We start from the raw sequence: 16,931 nt of genomic DNA, 5'->3' as shown, positions 1-16,931 counted from the left end.
AATCAAATGAATTGAAATTGGCAATATGCGGTAAATATAGTCTGATGGGACACAAAGCCTCCAATAGAAAAACCAGGACAAGCTATTACAAAAAATACTTTACAAAGGCGCTAGGATATCATATATTCTATTCAAGATAAAAGTTGCCCTATATCAACAATTTGTCCCTTGGTAAAATAAAATTTTTTTATTAAATATTTTGCGTTGATGCAAAATATTTTCCTTATATTAACATGGAGGTGGAGGTAAATGGCACTTGATCCAAACCGGCAATTTTCAAGGAGAAGTATTCTTAAAGTAGGGGCAGCTGGCATACTGGGTGTTCTGGGAAGCAGACTTATAAATACAAGTACATTATTCGGTAAGACTGCCAATGCAATGGGGAAGGAAGAAATGCATCATAGCCTCAAAGATCAGATGAATGAAGGGATGGTGCATGGCTACGATCCTGGTACAGATTCAACACCAGGACTGGAAGCCGCTGTGAAGGCGTTAACAGCTTTCGATTATGGGGTTGTAAGTAAATCTATGGATGGAAAGACCATCAGAGAATACGAGATTCAGGCGTGGGATGCCGAGGTGGAAATAGCGAAAGGCATTAAATTCCCAGGATGGACATTCAACGGCACAATTCCTGGACCAACATTACGTTGCACGGAAGGCGATATCGTACGAATTAAGTTTGGCAACGGTTCGGCGCACCCTCATTCCATTCATTTACACGGTATTCATCCAACGAATATGGATGGTTTGGAGCAGATACCAACAGGAGGGGAATTCGTTTATGAATTCGAAGCCAAACCAGCAGGTCTGCAGCCTTATCACTGCCATGTACCCCCGTTAGCTAGACATATTCATAAAGGTCTCTATGGTCATTTCATCATCGATCCCAAGAAACCAAGGAAACCGGCAAAAGAACTAAGTATGGTAATGAATGGCTTCGATTTGGACTTAGACGGTGAAAATGAGATCTATACCGTTAATGGCTACGCTTTTGCTTATCAATCAAGGCCTATTAAAGTGAAAACGGGAGAACTGGTTCGTATCTATTTAAGTAATTTAACAGAATTCGATCCCATCAACTCCTTTCATTTGCACTCCAATTTCTTTCATTATTATGCGACTGGAGCCGATCCGGATGCGAGACCTCAATATACGGATACGATTATGCAATGTCAAGGGGAGAGAGGCATTATCGAAATAACGTTCCCGGCTCCGGGAAGGTATATGTTTCATGCTCATCAGAGCGAATTCACGGAGCTCGGCTGGATGGGATTCTTTGAAGTCGGATAACAGAGGAGAGGTGCGATGTGCAAAACGAAAGGGTAAATAAAAAGTTTAACAAATCAATCGTTTGGCTGCTAGGCATATTGCCGCTGCTGCTACTGGCAGTCATGATTGCTCTTATTGGTACATGGGGTACTGGTGTAAAAGAACAGCAGGCGGCTCCAATTGAAGTACTGAATATTGAACGCATCATTTTAACAGATGATGGATTTGAAGTTCGCATTCTCAATTCCGGGCCGAAGGAGCTGACCGTTGCACAAGTTGTGGTAGATGACTCTTTTTGGAATGCTACCTATTCGCCAAGTCCGACCATTGAGCGATTTGAAAGCTCAACTGTCAGTATTCCTTATCCATGGGTAGAAGGAGACCCGCATGAAATTAAGTTCATTACAACAAATGGATTACTTTTTGCTGGTGATGTAGCTGCTGCAATGAAAACGCCAGTTGCAGATGCCAACCGATTTTTACAATATTCGCTCATAGGTTTTTATGTAGGGGTAGTTCCGGTTGGTCTTGGGTTGCTATGGTTTCCTTTCATGCGTCGTTTTTCTTCCAGAGGTATTCAAGCAGTTATGGCATTTACAGTCGGTCTGCTGTTCTTCCTCGCTGTTGATACGATTCAAGAAGGGCTAGAGCTTGGTATAGAAGCGCCAGGGGTATTCCAAGGAACAGGTCTCGTTTGGTTCGGCGCTGTACTCAGCTTTCTATTTCTGCTTGCACTTGATCAGACAAACTCGAAGAAAACTTTGAACACTAACGATAATGGTAAACGAGTATCTTTCAAAATAGCAGGAGGAATCGGCCTGCACAACCTCGGAGAAGGTCTTGCAATAGGTGCAGCTTTTGCAACGGGTGAGGCCGCACTGGGTACTTTCCTTATTATAGGGTTCACACTTCATAATATTACAGAGGGTATTGGCATTGCAGCACCGCTGCTGAAAGCTAAGCCTAAATTAAAGACATTCTTCGCCTTAGCTGTTCTCGGTGGCGCACCAGCCATTATCGGAACTTGGATCGGCGGATTTGTATTTAATCAGACTTTGGCAGCATTGTTTTTCGGTATTGGAGCAGGTGCCATTGTTCAAGTCATCTATGTCATTCTCAAAATGATTATTAGAGATGCGAGGGCTGATGGTACGCCTTCAGTTTCATGGCTTAATTTTGGGAGTCTAACGCTGGGAGTCTTGTTAATGTATGTGACAGCCCTTTTGGTTAACTTCTAAATCGGTGCGAATGCAGGAGGAGAGTTATTTGCCTATGAACATAGGTATTGCAGGGATTGTATTGCTTGTAATTTTGGGATTATTACTCTTTGGGCCATCCAAATTGCCACAGTTAGGGAGAGCAATCGGCACAACATTGTCAGAGTTCAAAAGAGGAGCCAAAGGGCTAATTGATACAGATGAAAAAAAAGATCAGTCAAAGGAACAGAAAGAATAAAGAGAGCAAAATAAAATGGCGGCCTTATGGTCGCTTTTTGTTTTTGCTGTTGAACCTTAGTATTTTTCAAAGGGAAATGCTTACGATTAGGCGAATTTGTATTTATGAAAAATACAACAAAATTAGGTGTTAATTCGAGGGTTAGAACTGCAGCAAGAGCCATTATCATAAAAGATGATCAGTTGCTCGTATTAAGGAGAAAGGGAGTTCAAGGGGAGTTTTTTGTTCTGCCGGGAGGCGGTCAACACCACGGTGAAAGCTTGCAAGAAACATTGATTAGAGAAGTATTCGAGGAAGTGAGTCTAAGGGTTGAAATCGAAAAAATGCTCTTTATTAACGAATTCATCGCCAAGAGAGATTCGATGTTTCCAGAATTAGAACCGGATATGCATCAAATTGATTTCACATTTTTGTGTAATATCACTTCCCAAAACGAAGCAAAGGTCGGGGAAATGCCTGACGTACATCAGGTGGGAATTGCTTGGATACCATTAAATGAGATAACCGATTACAATCTGCATCCAAGAACGGATGTTAATTTTATAATGGGGGCGCCATCAAGGGAGCCATTGGCTCAATGGATTTTGAATCGCAAAGGTCTTCAAACACCAGCATTTATTGAAGGCTGAATTAAATATAAATAGCAATACACGATAAAAGATATCATTTAATTCATATAAGAAATTCCTTCCAATTTTCTTATTATCAGTTATAATGAGAATTTATGTTCGGGAGGCGGTCATGTTGAAATTAGAAAATGAGCAAGACATCATACAACTTGTAAAAGATGATGAATGGATGATGGAAATTTTACGAAACGCCAAAACTCTGAATTTGCCCGACTGGTGGGTATGTGCGGGTTTTATTCGTTCAAAAATATGGGATACACTTCATGATTATATTGAAAGGACACCAATGCCCGATGTTGATGTCATTTATTTCGATAATAGCAATCTCGATGAAAAAGCAGAAAAGCAATTGGAACAAAAGCTTAAAAGTATAAACCCTCAAATCCCTTGGTCTGTCAAGAATGAAGCGAGAATGCATGTAGTAAATAACATACCGCCCTATTCTTCATCAATTGACGCGATCTCAAAGTTTCCTGAAACAGCAACAGCATTAGGACTTACATTAGATGGGCAAAACAAAATTGTCTTAACAGCCCCGTGTGGAATTGAAGATGTATTAAAGATCTTGTTAAAGCCAACCCCTTATTTTGAAGAAACAAAAGAAAGAGCAAAAATCTATGAAGAACGAATTGTTAAGAAGAATTGGAAGAGCATATGGGGCAAGGTAAAGGTTCATCATATTCAACAAACCTACTAACGTTAGCAATCTAGAAGAAATAAAGGGCCATCCGCGAAAGGATGACCTAGGAAATGAAAGAACTTGAACCATAAATGCTGTCGAACCTATATGAAGTCCGTCTTCTGGTTTCTTAATGGTTCTTAAATCGGGATAGCCGGCAAGGTTCTAATTCTTTTCTTGTATCCCGATTGATAATTTCACTTGCAGCCAAACGCGCAATTAGTGGCGCTAGAGTAATCGCAGAATGCATCACTGCCAGATAAAGTCCCTTCATATGATCATGGAAACCAACGATTGGATAGCCGTCTTCAGGCATAGGCCTGATCCCAACTTTAATACTTTCCAGTTCTAGCTGGTCCCCGCCCTTAAGACTGTCACGCAACGTCTCGAACGCGCGCTGGCCGACTGCCTCTGGTCCATTTTCCTCGGACTCGTCCATATAATCTTCCGCTGCCAGTAAAATATGATCCGTCAGTTGACGGGCTTCAAATTGCGCATTTGAGATTAATGTATGTATCAGCTTATTTGCAGTTTTCATCCGAATCAATATGGAAGGGGATGGTGCTACCGGCACGGGATAACCTAATGGGTTGCCAAGTTCGGGTACGCCCATGCCTGCTGCTAATACCACGATATCCGACTCCAGAAAACCATTAGATGTATGAACGCCGACCAAGCGGGAATCTTCTTGCTGCAATTGGGTAACGTTGGTATCGAACTGAACCGTTGCTCCGTATTCTTGTGCTTTGCTCAATAACAGCTCCGTTAACCCTATCGGGTCCACCGCACCTTCTTCACTCGCAAATATCGCTTCATTCGGATAGTCCTTCAGATTCGGTTCCAATGCCTGTAGCTGCTCCCGGTTTAAATTTTGTAAGGGGAGATTCTCTCTTAGAGCCGGATTGCCCCAAGTCAGCGCTCCGTGCCAATGAATTGACAATTCCGGCAACTCTTGCTCAAGCGCATGATATTCTTCCACAGCAGCATCGTACAAATGCCAGTATTCGGGAGCCACACTATGCGTCGTATGGATCCAGGCAAACGACTTTTCCGTGACTTCAAGCGCCGCGGCGGGGTGTCGTTCAATAACGGTTACTTCTTGATTTTGTTTGGCCAGCTGATAAGCCATGGAAGCCCCGACAATCCCTGCGCCAATAATTACGATCTTTTGTTTTCTCAATTGTTACTCCCCCCTGCCATTTTATTGTAACATGAGAATCCGGTGGCGGTGGGAGAGAGAGGCTTACGGAACGTCAAAAAAGTTTATTCTCTTATTGAACCTTTTTCGCCTTGAGAGCGAATTAAGAGTTGTAACACGTCAGGGGGGCCCCTATGAATGATAAAGAGTTAGTTCCTTGGCTTGAAAAAGCAACGTTGGGTGACGAGTCGGCCTTTCAGCTTGTCTATCAGGTGACTCACCAAGACGTCTATCGGACGGTTGCTTTTCTCGTCTACAACAAACAAGACATTGAGGATATTGTGAATGAAATTTACATGCGCATGTGGAGATCTTTCCATTCTTACGACCCGAACCGGCCGTTCCGGTTTTGGCTGCACGGGATCACTGTACGCCAGGTCCAGGATTGGAAAAGAAAGGCCTGGCGGCGAATTCGTCTCTTTGAACGAAACCGACAGATGACTTGCGAACAGCTCGAGTGGACGGACAAAGCTGTTCTGCAGTCGGAAATGCAGTATGAACTGTTCAGCCTTATCCATCAGTTGTCGTACAAACAACGTGTGGTCGTCATCCTGCGCTATTTTCATGACTATGCACTGGAAGAAATCGCAGACATGCTGCAGATCCCTGTTGGCACAGTGAAATCCCGACAGCATTTGGCACTGAAAGAACTCCGGAAACGTTACGAAATGACGGGAGGAGACGTGTATGTCCATTGACAAGGAATTGCGTGAGGAACTACGCCAGGCGGCATCTTCGATGCACTGCCCACCAGATTTGTATGGGCGTGTCCGCCAGTCCTATCAACACTATGTAAATGAAAAGAGAGGTATATCTACTATGAAGAAACGCATATTGGCAGGCATTGCTGCAGTGGCAATTCTGATTCCTTCTGCCGCATTTGCTGCTTCCTATCTGGCAGATGATATTTTCGGTTCTGCTGCGACAATTGAACAGCGCGGTGGTACACAGGAAGATTATCAAGAGATTGAAGGAATGCTTCAGGAAGCACAAGGCAAGCTTACGGAAGACGAATTCAAGGAGTATATGGAGCTGACCAAGCAGTTAATGCAATTAAAGCTGAAGATTACCAATGAAAATGGGGTCAAGCATGAGGAGAAGTTGAGCAAAGAAGAGCAGCAGCAGTTTGAGCAGCTGGCCTCCAAGCTAGCCCCGTACTTCGAGAAGATAAACGGAAGCTCCAAACCATAGGAAAACGAGGCAGGGACTCATCCAATCTGGATGGGTTCCTTTTTTCGACCAGGGTAGTGTATGTGAAATATCGTATAATATCGTAATATTCTTCTGGACATCAAATTATTAGGATGTTGTATGCTGATTCTTAAGTGATACAATAAATAGAAAGGTCAAAAGTTGGCAATCAGGAACGGAGGGAAATGTTGCTTAAGTGGGATAGCGATGTATGGAGAAAGCTGACTGGACCGTACGGTTCTGCAGACAACGTACCTGTGTTATTACAGCAGCTAATGCAGGAATATAGCCAGGAGGTTTTTGACGAACTCTTTCAGGAATACTTGTTTCATCAAAATACGATATATACGGCTACCTACGCGGCGATGCCGTTTTTGGCACAGCTAGCAAGCTCAACATCGGATGCCGAGGTGCGCAAAGAAATGTTTATCAATTGCGGAATCATCGAAGCAAGCCGCGATAGGCGAGATGAGGCGCCATTTCCAGCATCTTGGGCTGAACTAGCTGCGGATGCAGACAACTCCGTTTGTACGGAATTGTATCGTGAATATATAGATGCAATTGGCAAGCTCAAGGGGCTTACAAAGGAAGTATTCGCTTCCACAGCCCAACAACATACCATAGATGAGATAGAGAAACGTTACATTCTTGTTGCGGATGCTGCTTATCGCGGCTCATATAGCGCTGCCAACATGTTGATGACGTTTAGTAACGGTGATGAGTATGTGGCTGTGTGTCCGACCTGCGAGGAAGATGTGTTCATATGGCCTAATGAAGATCATGCAGGAATTCTTCAAGCCTATGAACAGGATCCCGTATTTAACACTGACCAGGAATCACATCTAATCATTCCGGCTGCGTCATTTGCAGATGAAGATGTACGCGAATTGGCGGAGAGGGCGGAAGTGATAGGAGAGCAAACATTGGCTGCGCATCTGCGTTATTTAGCGGGGGAAACCGAATGTCCGTACTGTCATGAGAAAATTTCCGTATGGCCGTCTTTACTTCGCACATTTACAATGTAGAGTACATGTTATGGGGACGGTGAAAAAATTAACCAACTATGATCTTTATCAAATTCAATCGAATGCCCGAGGTTTCCAGTAAAATCGAGATTAATGTATCCAAGGTTTTGAATGACCTCATTCATATGTAAATAAACTTCCTCAAACGTCATGTCAGGCTTGATGTAATGAATAAATTCGTCATGAAGCTTCTGTTCGGTTTTGATTCCATGCACAAACTCCAAAGCGGATTCATTGCCGGTGTCATCGACCACATTTCCATCAATGATGGTTAATGTTCTGTCGTAGTCGCCCCAAGGCTCCGATGCCGTAATACCAGAAGCTCTTAATGCCCTTGTTCCGCATGATTTCTTCCGCTGTAAAAACAATATCTCTTTCGGTCATACCTGATTTGATCAGCTTCTTCAGCTCATCAATAGTCGCCTTTGCTATTGCCTGTACATGACGGTACTGTGTGAGATGCTCAACCAAAGTTATCCCTCTCCTTGTTCAGATACTCTACAGCATAGAACATTTGCGTCATGCGCTTGTTAATGCTTCCTAGCAACAATGAAATATTCCTGAGAGCTTTTCTTCAAATAATCCGCTTCGACAATCGAGAAATTCCCTTTTTCAATTGTTTCGACTAGATGGGGGACTTTGAAAGATTTTATATGAGGCATTACACCGATTTTACCAGCAAAGGACAGAAATCGGCCTAGAAGTAACTTCTCTCCGACGCAGGGAGTTGCAGAAATCAATAATCCGCCCGGTTTCAACAGATCATTTATTCTTTGCAGAACGATATGCTCATCCTCCAATAGGTGCAGAACATGGAACGCCAAGATCACGTCAAACGAGCCTTTCGTATATCTTTTATCGAAAATAACTGCATGAGCGTAGTTTATATTTGTGAGGTTACGATCATTGGCTTTTGCCGTGGCAATTGCAATCATATTAGAAGAGATATCAATGGCATGAATCGTTTTCACATCTGTGGCAATTTCATTAGCAATTAACCCCGTTCCACAGCCGTAATCCAGCAGTACGTCGCTTGTGTTGAGATGCGATTTCGTCCGCTCTATGAGTTGGAGATAGGTTTGTTGGTCCTTTTGCTCGATTTGATCATACTGGCTTGCGGTTTTATCCCAAAACTGTTCGGATTTATTCATTTCCGATACACCTTCTTTCTAGAGCAATCATCTTAGGGGGAGACAGAGGCCTGTTCCAGTTGATTGAATCCTTTAATAATCAACCAAATCGCCAAAACCAATTGATAAAGCGCGATTGGAAGGTTCAATATCATGTAAGCAGCATCCAGACCGATGAGGTGAACCATAAATAATAAGCTTGCCAATATGGACAGTACAGCTCCGAGAAGACCGGGAACGGACAACCAACGCGGAATGCTTCTAGTTTTATAAAATATGCAGTTGAAAAAGAAGAGGGCCAGCACAAACGACAGTGTGGTTGCCACATGGTTTACCAAATCACGTCCTTCCCGCAACAACTCTCCGAGAGTTTGAACATACGAACCATCGCCAATCCCGATTTTTGTAAATTCTTGACTTAAGGTCAACAGCAACAAAAGAAGAATTACGCCAAGCATAATGAAAACTCCGGCAATGATTCCAAAAGCAACAGATCCGATCGCTAAACTTTTATTATGTCTGCTTAACATGGGATATAACTGAATTGGAAGGCCAACATAGGCAATAATCATCAGCAGCTGAAAAAAGGCTCCAAGCAGCACCTGATTTGCATGGTTAGAAGCTTCGATAAGGTAGTCTGATCCATCGATCACAGGGACAACGCTAAATACGCCTGTAACCAGTCCGAGCATTAGTAACAATCCGGTGATTAATGCTGTTCTTTTGCTTACTGTCCTATTTTTCATCAACATCATGAACCTCCTTATCCTGCCTATAATGGGCGGGTACTCGCTGGACATGTTTTATTGCTTATCCTCATATTGAAAGACCTCTTCAAGTGGTTTTCCGAAAACACGCGCAATCCGAAAAGCCAATTCCAATGAAGGTGAATAATTTCCCTTTTCGATAGAAACAATGGTCTGCCGGGTGACTCCGGCTTGTTCTGCTAATTGTTGCTGAGTCATTTCATTATGATGAAACCGAAGATTCCGTATTTGATTAATAATCGCATCCTTTCCCATATCAAACTCCTTTTTTATAAAAGTATAATTGTGCGATTCGTCCCATTAGATCAGATAAAAAACCGAAGAGGATCAGAAGAAGGAATGTTAGGTAGGTTGGGATATCCGTAACGAGCGGTACCATGGCTAATATAAATCCGAGGAAAAACACATAAAGCGAGATCCGGTCTGCTTTTAACTCGATGATTTTATCCAGCTCGTCTTCAAAAGAAGGCGGATCTTCATTCGAAGCGATTTTATTGAAGATGACAAACACGATATGAATGATGATCTTAGCTGCAATCGATACCGGGAGCAGCACGAGAATGAAGGTACCCCAAAAACTGAAATCACTGGCTGAAGTGATGCTGCCGTCCTCGGCATTTGATATCGCGTATAAAGTATAAAGAGTGAAGATAAGCACGCTGCTAATGATGGACACAAAAACTTTTTTTCTTGATAGGACATATAGGCCTCCCCATTGAAAATGTAATCATTTACAGAATGTAAATCAAACTATACATAATGTAATTAAAACTATATCCAATGTCAAGTTTATTTTACACATGCTTGTACACCGAATCGGGAAGTCATAGGATAGATGTAAAACGGGCAGCAAGCTTCATTGACAGAACCCGCTGCCAGTGCTATTGTCCAATTAAGCGCTTTCGAAAGTTTCGGCATCGTTGTAACCAGGGAATTGATGATCCTTAACAAAAAAATGCAAGTGAGAAGCTCTTCGCGAGAAGAGTTTTTTCCATTTCAATGAAAAGAATGTGATGGCAGTGAGTCAGGCTCGATTACGAACGAGAACACAATTTTATTTGAACAAATATTTATCCGGGGAGTCGATGGATTACCGTCAAATATTGGCTTTGTTTTTCCCGATTCTGATTGATCAGGCCTTCATTGTCGGACTCAATCTGGTCAACACGGCGATGATCAGTTCCTCCGGGGTATCGGCGGTCAGTGCGGTCAATATGGTGGACTCGCTGAATATTTTTCTGATCAACGTCTTTGTCGCCGTCGCTACCGGGGGGACGGTCGTGGTTGCACAATATAAAGGCAACGGAAACAGCCAGATGGTATCCCGCGCCACCGCGGGCAGCATTACGTCTGTATCGATGATCGCACTTGGAATCGGCTTGCTTATCATCGGCTTCCACAATCCGCTGCTTCAGCTGCTGTTCGGATCAGCCTCGCCGGAAGTGTTGGACAGTGCCAGAATTTATCTGATCGGCAGCAGCATTTCCTTTCTGGGCATTGCGATCGTTCAAGCCGTTTGCGGCGCACTGAGAGGGATTGGGAAGAGCAGGGCATCGTTGTTTCTATCGCTCATTATGAACATTTTGTACGTGCTGCTGAATATCCTTTTCATTAACTATTTGAACATGGGCGTGATGGGGATGACAATTGCTATCAATATTGCCCGGTTCGCAGGCGCCGCATGTGCATTGTATTATTTGTTTAAAATCGATGAGACGCTGCATATTCGCATCCGTCATTTATTTCATGTCCCCATTGCTATGCTGCGGAAAATATTGTTCATCGGCGTACCGTTTGCGGCAGAACAGATGTTTTTCAACGGCGGTAAGCTGTTGACGCAAGTGTTTATCGTCAGCTTGGGCACTTATGCCATCGCAACGAATGCGATCGCATCATCGCTGGCCGGCGTTTTCCAAATTCCAGCGGCTGCGTTGTCTTTAACTGTCGTTACCGTCGTTGGTCAATGTATCGGACGCGGCAATGTAGAGGATGCCCGCAAGTTTGTACGCTCGTTTCTCTGGCTGGGCTCCTTGTTTTTGACGGTTGTCGGACTGGTATTGATGCCGTTTTTCCATCTGCTAGTTGGTTTGTTCTCGCCGCCAGCAGAAATTGTGGACGATATTTTTTGGGTGCTGCTCATGACAGCTATTATCCAAATTCCGCTTTGGTCCGTAAGCTTTATCCTGCCATCTGCGCTTAGAGCGGCGGGGGATGCCCGGTTTACATCAATAACGTCGATGCTGACGATGTGGCTGTTCCGCGTCATACTTGGCTATATTCTAGGCATTACGCTAGGCATGGGGATTTTCGGCGTCTGGCTGGCTATGAACAGCGAGTGGGGCGTGAGGGGCGCCATCTTTATGTGGCGCTTTAGAGGGAAGAAATGGTACAAGCATAAGCTCATTTAATAAGAAAAGTACCCATACACCGCCACAAATTGTTGTGAGGTGCATGGGTACTTTTTTTAATTAAACGTAATGACTACGTTTCCTTTTTTATGTCCTTGTTCGACGTAGGCATGGGCACTGGCAATTTGTTCAAACGGGAAGCTGCGATCAATGACTGGCTGGAATGCTCTATCCTCGACAAGCTGCTTCAGAAACAGTAAATCTTCCAGATTCTCACGGGCAATCCCGCCCTTAACCGAGATAAATTTGCCGTTAGCTGTTAAGGCAGCTTTGCCGGCGGGGTTCGAGCTTTTGCCAACAGCATCAAAAATGAGGTCGTAGCGTTTGCCGGACTTCATAAAGTCTTCCTTCGTATAGTCAATGACATGATCGGCGCCCAGCTTTTTAACCCAATCGACATTGCTGCTTCCGCATACAGCGGTAACCTCAGCGCCAAAGTGCTTCGCAAGCTGTACAGCAGAAGAGCCGACGGAGCCGGATGCTCCATTGATAAGGATATGCATCCCTGCTTGAACATTTCCTTTCCGGAGAAAATGCAAAGCGGTAGTGCCTCCGAATGCAATCGCAGCCGCTTCCTGATGGGTAAGGCGGGCGGGCTTTATCGTCAGAACCCCATGCTCGGGCAGCGTTATATATGCAGCATGAGCCCCCAATTTCATTCCTCTATAGGCGAATACCTCATCACCTTTTTGGAATTTCGTTACGTTGCTGCCCACTTCCTCAATGATGCCTGACAGCTCGCTGCCCAGTATCTGCTTCCTCGGTTTAAGGATGCCAAAGAACAGCCGCATCAAGAGCATTTTGCTGGATCGGATTACACAATCCCCAGGCGTAACGGTTGTCGCATGCAGCTTTATCAATACTTCATTGTCCTGTACAGAGGGCATGCCGATTTCTTGAATTTGAACGACATCCGGCGGTCCATATCTGGTGCAAATCGCAGCTTTCATCTATATTCCTTCTTTCGTGTGATAGTTGCTTACTGTCCATTGCCCGGATGGAAAATAAAAATTTGTTCGAGCGGGACGCCGAATACTTGTGCTATAAGAAACGCTACCTCTAATGAAGGCGAGTATTTTTCTTTTTCAATCGCGACAATGGTCTGTCTGGTGACGCCAACGAGGTCCGCCAACTGCTGCTGGGTCATCTCGTTATGCATGAATCGCAATTGCCGGATGTTATTCGTAATCGAGCTTTTCTTCATTTCAAAACCCTCTCTGATAGTAGAAAATAAAGGACAGGTTCAAGACCACGCCTGCAATAAAGAAATCAAAGGCCAGAATGTGAAACATGGCGGACAAAGGCTGATGGAACATTAACGCGGCCATAGCGGCAAAAAAACCGGCACAAAAGACGAAGCAGAAGTTACGTATCGCCTTCAACTCAATCCCTCTATCCCGTTCATCGGCAAAGGAAGGCGAACTTTCGTTGGTGGCCAGCTTGTTCACGAGATTGAAGATCATCATAATGAGGATGTTTGCAACCACTTCGGCTACAAGCAGCTTGATGAAGAACGCTCCCCATAAACTTGGCAGAGTGTCCGATTCAGCATTGGCAGCCCCTTGCATTCCCATATAGAGGAAGAAGAAGACAAGGATGGACGTTCCGATAGATACTGAAGCTTTCTTAGCATGATAGGTCATTCTGCAGCTCCTTAATGTTAAAGTTAATGTACTTAGAGTAAAATATTATATACACAATGTATAAAATTTTTGACATAAAGTCAAATGTTTTTACGATGAGTATGTCTCGCTTTTAAAGCAGAGGCATATATAGAGTGCCAGATGTACGGGGTTTATTACTGCGTAAAAGGGAAGTGAGTATGTAAAAATCTGCTGAAGTATGTCATAATCGCCACCATTACTTCATATCTACTTGCCAGACGCAGAACAAGATGGAATAATTTCATCTATACCGTTTGTTGATAAAGCGGGAGTCATAGACGACTGAAACTACTTTCATGTTGTTGTCGCTTCATTTTTCCACTTGTGAAACCGATTACAGCTAATATGGTTTAGTTTATCGGCACTCAAGTGTAGAATGACTGCCAGTTCAAAGGAGTGGCGGCTGGCAGCCTGACCGGGATGCTGCTGGTTAGGGCCATATTATATTTTTTTCAATGTTTTATTAAATGTATGTCTGAGGTGTGATTAAGGCTGAGCGCATCGTCAGGCACAAACGGAGGCAGAGACAGCAATGGAGCGACAAAACAGGACAAGATGGACGATTGGGAAAGACGAAATAGTATGGGAAGTCGCGGAGAGCGGCCGGCTGCCGCATGAAGATCATCTGGAGATGAGCGGCAAACAGGTCTCGATGATTGTACGTTACGGTGTGGACGGGGAAGGAAAGCTAGTATTGTCCCGTACCGTTGTATGGCCTGGGCTGCGAACGATCCCCAATAATACGCATGGAAGTCTAATGCAGGATTTTGGGCAGGAAGTGATGCCATTCCTTCAAATAAACGGGAAGCAAAGCGTTAACGAACGTCCGCTTCGGTTTCAATTTGACGGTCTGCTTCGCATGGAAAGCGAAGCAGAGGACGGGCTCCTCATTGTACGGACGCTGTTCCCGTCCACTGACGTGAAAGCGGCGCTGGAGAAAGTGACGCTGACGAATACGTCCAGTCAGCCAGTGAAAGTCCAAGTTATTGACCGCGAGGAAAGAGCATCAGTGAAGGGTGCTTACGGCATTTATTTAATCGCTGCTGCTCATGATGCAGATGGCGGTGAGCAAATAATTGAGCCGGGACAGACGCTGCAATTCGGCATTCGGATCACGGCAAAAACAGTGAAAGAAACGGACAATGGGATCGATATCTCTGAGGAAGAGGGCAAACGGCAGCAACTGGTTGCACGGAGCCGAAACCATCTGCGTCTGGAGACGCCGGATGCGGTGCTGGACCGGATGTTTGCGTTCGCCAAGCTGAGAACGGCGGAAAGCATCTTCGAGACGAGAAATGGACTGATGCACAGCCCGGGCGGCGGTCATTATTATGCTGCTGTGTGGACGAACGACCAAGTGGAATATGCAGGCCCGTTGTTCCCTTATCTCGGTTATGCACCTGGCAATGAAGCGACGCTGAATGCGCTGCGGCTGTACACCAACTTTATGGGGCCGAACTTCGAGCCGATCCCAAGCTCAATCATTGCCGAAGGCATCGATATTTGGGAAGGTGCCGGAGACCGCGGCGATGCGGCGATGTACGCATACGGAGCTTCGCTATTTGCGTTATCGTCAGGGGACTTGGCAATTGCCGAGGAATTATGGCCTGCAATTGAATGGTGCCTGGAGTTCTGCGAACGGCAGAAAACTGCGGACGGCGTAATCGCCTCCGATTCAGATGAGCTGGAGAACAGGTTCCCGAGCGGCTCGGCTAACTTGTCCACTTCCTGTCTGGCATATGCGGCATATGAGCATGCTGCAGATTTGGCTGTCACGCTAGGTAAGACAGAGGCACAGGCAGCGTATAAAGCGGCGGCGGAAGAACTCTATGCTGCGATTGAGAACTATTTTGGCGCTACGGTTGAAGGGTTTGAGACTTATCGTTATTACGATGGTAACGATGTATTGCGGTCATGGATTTGCATTCCTCTGACTATGGGGATCGAGACGCGCAAGACGGGAACGATTCAAGCTCTGCTGTCGCCAAGACTTTGGACAGAGGACGGGCTTGCGACGGAAGCGGGAGATACGACCTTCTGGGATCGTTCTACGTTGTACGGCTTGCGCGGTATGTACGCAGCCGGCGAAACGGAGACGGCAACAGCTTATCTGGCATCCTACTCCGGCCGGCGGCTGCTCGGCGATCACGTTCCATATCCGGTTGAAGCCTATCCGGAAGGCAATCAGCGTCATCTGTCGGCGGAAAGCGCGCTTTACTGCCGTATCGTTACTGAAGGATTATTCGGCATTCGGCCAACCGGATTATCGGCGTTCAGCTGCATTCCGAGATTGCCGGAGGGCTGGAGTACGATGGCCCTCCGCTCCGTTCAGGCCTTTGGCCGCCAGTTCGATCTCGTGGTTAACGCGCTGCCATCAGGCATCGAGCTGATTGTCTCGGACGAAAACGGCAGCCAACGTTACTCGGGTGCGAATGGCGAAGCTTTTGAAGTGAAATGGTAAATTCGAGGCAAGTAAGTTAACGTCTAGGTGAAAGAAAGAAGCGGGGGAGGTGCAGCCAGCGGCTGCCACCCGCAAAAAATAAAGCAACTCCGTTCCAAAGCTCAGCTGATTCATCAGCGCCGCTTATGGAACGGAGTTGCTTTTTTTGTATGCGTGGAAAGTAAGTGCAAGTGCTAATATGCGAGTAGATTAGTTTTTTTCGGCTTCACTTGTTCGTCGAAGGAATTTGTCTTCCCTAAACAAGAACCTACTTCGTTGCTCCGGCTTCACATTTGCGTCGAACGATCTGGTATTGGCTAAATAGCGAACCTGCTTCGTTACTCGGCTTCACATGTGCGCCGAACGAACCTATCTTCGCTAACCAGCGAACATACTTCGTTACTCGGTTTCCCATATACGTCGAACGAGCCTGTCTTCGCTAATAGCGAACTAGCTTCGCTGTGAGACAGCTAGCTCAAGCAGAACGAAGCAGGTTCGCAATATTGCGAAGCTAATTTCGCTAATCGGCATTAGTAAGCCTGCCAATCTATGATTAGCGAACTCATTTTCGCAAACCGAGAATCCTGGTTCTCCATTTGCGAAAATAAGTTCGCTGTAGGCGAGAGGCGTGATGGCCATCAGTCGCGGAACGAACTTGCCTTCGTTAAATAGCGAATCAGCTTCGCTGTTTGGCATCGTCTCTGCGCCGAGCGAACTGTCTTCGCAAAATAGCGAATTAGTTTCGTTGTTTGGCCTCACAGATGCGCCGAGCGAACCTATCTTCGCTGTGTGGCAGCCATCTCGAGTAGAACGAAGTAGGTTCGCAATATTGCGAAGCTGCTTTCGCTAATCGGCCTCAACCATCACACCAATGTGTGATTAGCGAACCTAATTTCGCAAACCGAGAACCCTGGTTCTCCGATTGCGAAAATAAGTTCGCTGCAGGCGAGGAGCATGCTGGCCATCAGTCGCGGAGCGAACTTGTATTCGCAAAATAGCGAATCAGCTTCGCTGCAAGACAGCTAATCACGTAGAACGAATCAGGTTCGCAATATTGCGAAGCTGCTTTCGCT

General features: G+C 45.2%; 19 protein-coding genes. 10 read left to right on the top strand and 9 right to left on the bottom strand.

Annotation, left to right across the window (positions count from 1 at the left end; genetic code table 11):
* Positions 1-429 precede the first annotated feature (429 nt).
* The 5 genes from TY10_RS07385 (at position 430) to TY10_RS07365 (ending at position 4,053) form a co-directional block, all read left to right on the top strand.
* Positions 430-1,293 carry a multicopper oxidase domain-containing protein gene (locus TY10_RS07385; RefSeq protein ID WP_420329386.1) on the top strand — a complete coding sequence of 288 codons (864 nt, stop codon included), beginning with the start codon at positions 430-432 and terminating at the stop codon, positions 1,291-1,293.
* A gap of 17 nt (positions 1,294-1,310) precedes the next feature.
* Complete coding sequence (locus TY10_RS07380; RefSeq protein WP_081735152.1) at positions 1,311-2,510, top strand: ZIP family metal transporter; 1,200 nt, start codon at positions 1,311-1,313, stop codon at positions 2,508-2,510.
* A gap of 34 nt (positions 2,511-2,544) precedes the next feature.
* Positions 2,545-2,727, top strand: coding sequence for a twin-arginine translocase TatA/TatE family subunit (locus tag TY10_RS07375; RefSeq protein WP_042162129.1), 183 nt, complete (start codon positions 2,545-2,547; stop codon positions 2,725-2,727).
* Between the two features lie 104 nt (positions 2,728-2,831).
* On the top strand, positions 2,832-3,356 hold the full coding sequence (locus TY10_RS07370; protein WP_052350421.1) for an NUDIX domain-containing protein: 525 nt from the start codon (positions 2,832-2,834) through the stop codon (positions 3,354-3,356).
* A gap of 112 nt (positions 3,357-3,468) precedes the next feature.
* Positions 3,469-4,053, top strand: coding sequence for a nucleotidyltransferase family protein (locus TY10_RS07365; protein WP_042162123.1), 585 nt, complete (start codon positions 3,469-3,471; stop codon positions 4,051-4,053).
* Between the two features lie 112 nt (positions 4,054-4,165).
* On the opposite strand, the gene TY10_RS07360 is transcribed toward TY10_RS07365, so the two are convergent.
* The gene (locus TY10_RS07360; RefSeq protein ID WP_042162121.1) at positions 4,166-5,215 is read right to left on the bottom strand and encodes an NAD(P)/FAD-dependent oxidoreductase; all 1,050 of its coding nucleotides are present in this window, start codon (positions 5,213-5,215) and stop codon (positions 4,166-4,168) included.
* A gap of 152 nt (positions 5,216-5,367) precedes the next feature.
* Between TY10_RS07360 and TY10_RS07355 the strand changes: the two genes are divergently transcribed.
* From TY10_RS07355 to TY10_RS07345, 3 genes are all read left to right on the top strand, one after another.
* Positions 5,368-5,931, top strand: a complete 564-nt coding sequence (locus tag TY10_RS07355) for a sigma-70 family RNA polymerase sigma factor (protein ID WP_042162118.1) — start codon at positions 5,368-5,370, stop codon at positions 5,929-5,931.
* 121 nt (positions 5,932-6,052) lie between these two features.
* Complete coding sequence (locus tag TY10_RS07350; RefSeq protein ID WP_238327501.1) at positions 6,053-6,424, top strand: DUF3600 domain-containing protein; 372 nt, start codon at positions 6,053-6,055, stop codon at positions 6,422-6,424.
* A 185-nt stretch (positions 6,425-6,609) separates the two neighbouring features.
* Complete coding sequence (locus TY10_RS07345; protein WP_238327500.1) at positions 6,610-7,449, top strand: hypothetical protein; 840 nt, start codon at positions 6,610-6,612, stop codon at positions 7,447-7,449.
* 8 nt (positions 7,450-7,457) lie between these two features.
* Here the strand turns inward: TY10_RS07345 and TY10_RS31375 are convergent, their stop codons facing one another.
* The 5 genes from TY10_RS31375 to TY10_RS07315 form a co-directional block, all read right to left on the bottom strand.
* Positions 7,458-7,817 (bottom strand): M24 family metallopeptidase, encoded by a 360-nt coding sequence (locus TY10_RS31375; protein WP_238327499.1) that lies wholly within the window; start codon positions 7,815-7,817, stop codon positions 7,458-7,460.
* A gap of 162 nt (positions 7,818-7,979) precedes the next feature.
* Positions 7,980-8,600, bottom strand: coding sequence for a class I SAM-dependent methyltransferase (locus tag TY10_RS07330; protein ID WP_042162110.1), 621 nt, complete (start codon positions 8,598-8,600; stop codon positions 7,980-7,982).
* A 32-nt stretch (positions 8,601-8,632) separates the two neighbouring features.
* Entirely contained in the window at positions 8,633-9,325 is a 693-nt protein-coding gene (locus TY10_RS07325) for a DUF4386 domain-containing protein (RefSeq protein ID WP_238327498.1), read from the bottom strand.
* A gap of 57 nt (positions 9,326-9,382) precedes the next feature.
* A complete protein-coding gene (locus tag TY10_RS07320; RefSeq protein WP_042162107.1) occupies positions 9,383-9,601 on the bottom strand; it encodes a helix-turn-helix transcriptional regulator in 219 nt (72 codons plus the stop codon).
* A 1-nt stretch (position 9,602) separates the two neighbouring features.
* Positions 9,603-10,022, bottom strand: coding sequence for a hypothetical protein (locus TY10_RS07315; RefSeq protein ID WP_042162105.1), 420 nt, complete (start codon positions 10,020-10,022; stop codon positions 9,603-9,605).
* A 337-nt stretch (positions 10,023-10,359) separates the two neighbouring features.
* Here TY10_RS07315 and TY10_RS07310 point away from each other — a divergent pair, with 337 nt between their 5' ends.
* Complete coding sequence (locus TY10_RS07310) at positions 10,360-11,754, top strand: MATE family efflux transporter (protein ID WP_042162102.1); 1,395 nt, start codon at positions 10,360-10,362, stop codon at positions 11,752-11,754.
* Positions 11,755-11,810: 56 nt separating this feature from the next.
* Here TY10_RS07310 and TY10_RS07305 read toward each other — a convergent pair whose 3' ends face one another.
* Genes TY10_RS07305 through TY10_RS07295 form a run of 3 tightly spaced genes read right to left on the bottom strand, consistent with a single transcriptional unit; the run spans position 11,811 to position 13,397 of the window.
* Positions 11,811-12,704: an NAD(P)-dependent alcohol dehydrogenase gene (locus TY10_RS07305; protein WP_042162100.1), complete on the bottom strand. Its 894-nt coding sequence runs from the start codon at positions 12,702-12,704 to the stop codon at positions 11,811-11,813.
* Between the two features lie 29 nt (positions 12,705-12,733).
* The gene (locus TY10_RS07300; RefSeq protein WP_042162098.1) at positions 12,734-12,958 is read right to left on the bottom strand and encodes a helix-turn-helix transcriptional regulator; all 225 of its coding nucleotides are present in this window, start codon (positions 12,956-12,958) and stop codon (positions 12,734-12,736) included.
* 1 nt (position 12,959) lies between these two features.
* On the bottom strand, positions 12,960-13,397 hold the full coding sequence (locus TY10_RS07295; protein WP_042162097.1) for a hypothetical protein: 438 nt from the start codon (positions 13,395-13,397) through the stop codon (positions 12,960-12,962).
* Positions 13,398-13,950: 553 nt separating this feature from the next.
* On the opposite strand from TY10_RS07295, the gene TY10_RS07290 reads away from it, so the two are divergent.
* Positions 13,951-15,879 (top strand): glucosidase family protein, encoded by a 1,929-nt coding sequence (locus TY10_RS07290; RefSeq protein WP_042162096.1) that lies wholly within the window; start codon positions 13,951-13,953, stop codon positions 15,877-15,879.
* The last annotated feature ends 1,052 nt before the right edge of the window (positions 15,880-16,931 follow it).

The sequence above is a fragment of the Paenibacillus gorillae genome (assembly GCF_000513275.1).
In the GTDB taxonomy this organism is placed as follows: Bacteria; Bacillota; Bacilli; order Paenibacillales; family Paenibacillaceae; genus Pristimantibacillus; species Pristimantibacillus gorillae.
This window is presented reverse-complemented; position numbering and strand designations above follow the sequence as displayed.

Coding starts and splice junctions, on each gene's coding strand:
- TY10_RS07385 (WP_420329386.1), top strand. CDS start 430: ATGGTGCATGGCTACGATCCTGGTACAGATTCAACACCAGGACTGGAA.
- TY10_RS07375 (WP_042162129.1), top strand. CDS start 2,545: ATGAACATAGGTATTGCAGGGATTGTATTGCTTGTAATTTTGGGATTA.
- TY10_RS07370 (WP_052350421.1), top strand. CDS start 2,832: ATGAAAAATACAACAAAATTAGGTGTTAATTCGAGGGTTAGAACTGCA.
- TY10_RS07365 (WP_042162123.1), top strand. CDS start 3,469: ATGTTGAAATTAGAAAATGAGCAAGACATCATACAACTTGTAAAAGAT.
- TY10_RS07355 (WP_042162118.1), top strand. CDS start 5,368: ATGAATGATAAAGAGTTAGTTCCTTGGCTTGAAAAAGCAACGTTGGGT.
- TY10_RS07350 (WP_238327501.1), top strand. CDS start 6,053: ATGAAGAAACGCATATTGGCAGGCATTGCTGCAGTGGCAATTCTGATT.
- TY10_RS07345 (WP_238327500.1), top strand. CDS start 6,610: ATGTTGCTTAAGTGGGATAGCGATGTATGGAGAAAGCTGACTGGACCG.
- TY10_RS07330 (WP_042162110.1), bottom strand. CDS start 8,600: ATGAATAAATCCGAACAGTTTTGGGATAAAACCGCAAGCCAGTATGAT.
- TY10_RS07325 (WP_238327498.1), bottom strand. CDS start 9,325: ATGAAAAATAGGACAGTAAGCAAAAGAACAGCATTAATCACCGGATTG.
- TY10_RS07320 (WP_042162107.1), bottom strand. CDS start 9,601: ATGGGAAAGGATGCGATTATTAATCAAATACGGAATCTTCGGTTTCAT.
- TY10_RS07310 (WP_042162102.1), top strand. CDS start 10,360: ATGGCAGTGAGTCAGGCTCGATTACGAACGAGAACACAATTTTATTTG.
- TY10_RS07305 (WP_042162100.1), bottom strand. CDS start 12,704: ATGAAAGCTGCGATTTGCACCAGATATGGACCGCCGGATGTCGTTCAA.
- TY10_RS07300 (WP_042162098.1), bottom strand. CDS start 12,958: ATGAAGAAAAGCTCGATTACGAATAACATCCGGCAATTGCGATTCATG.
- TY10_RS07295 (WP_042162097.1), bottom strand. CDS start 13,397: ATGACCTATCATGCTAAGAAAGCTTCAGTATCTATCGGAACGTCCATC.
- TY10_RS07290 (WP_042162096.1), top strand. CDS start 13,951: ATGGAGCGACAAAACAGGACAAGATGGACGATTGGGAAAGACGAAATA.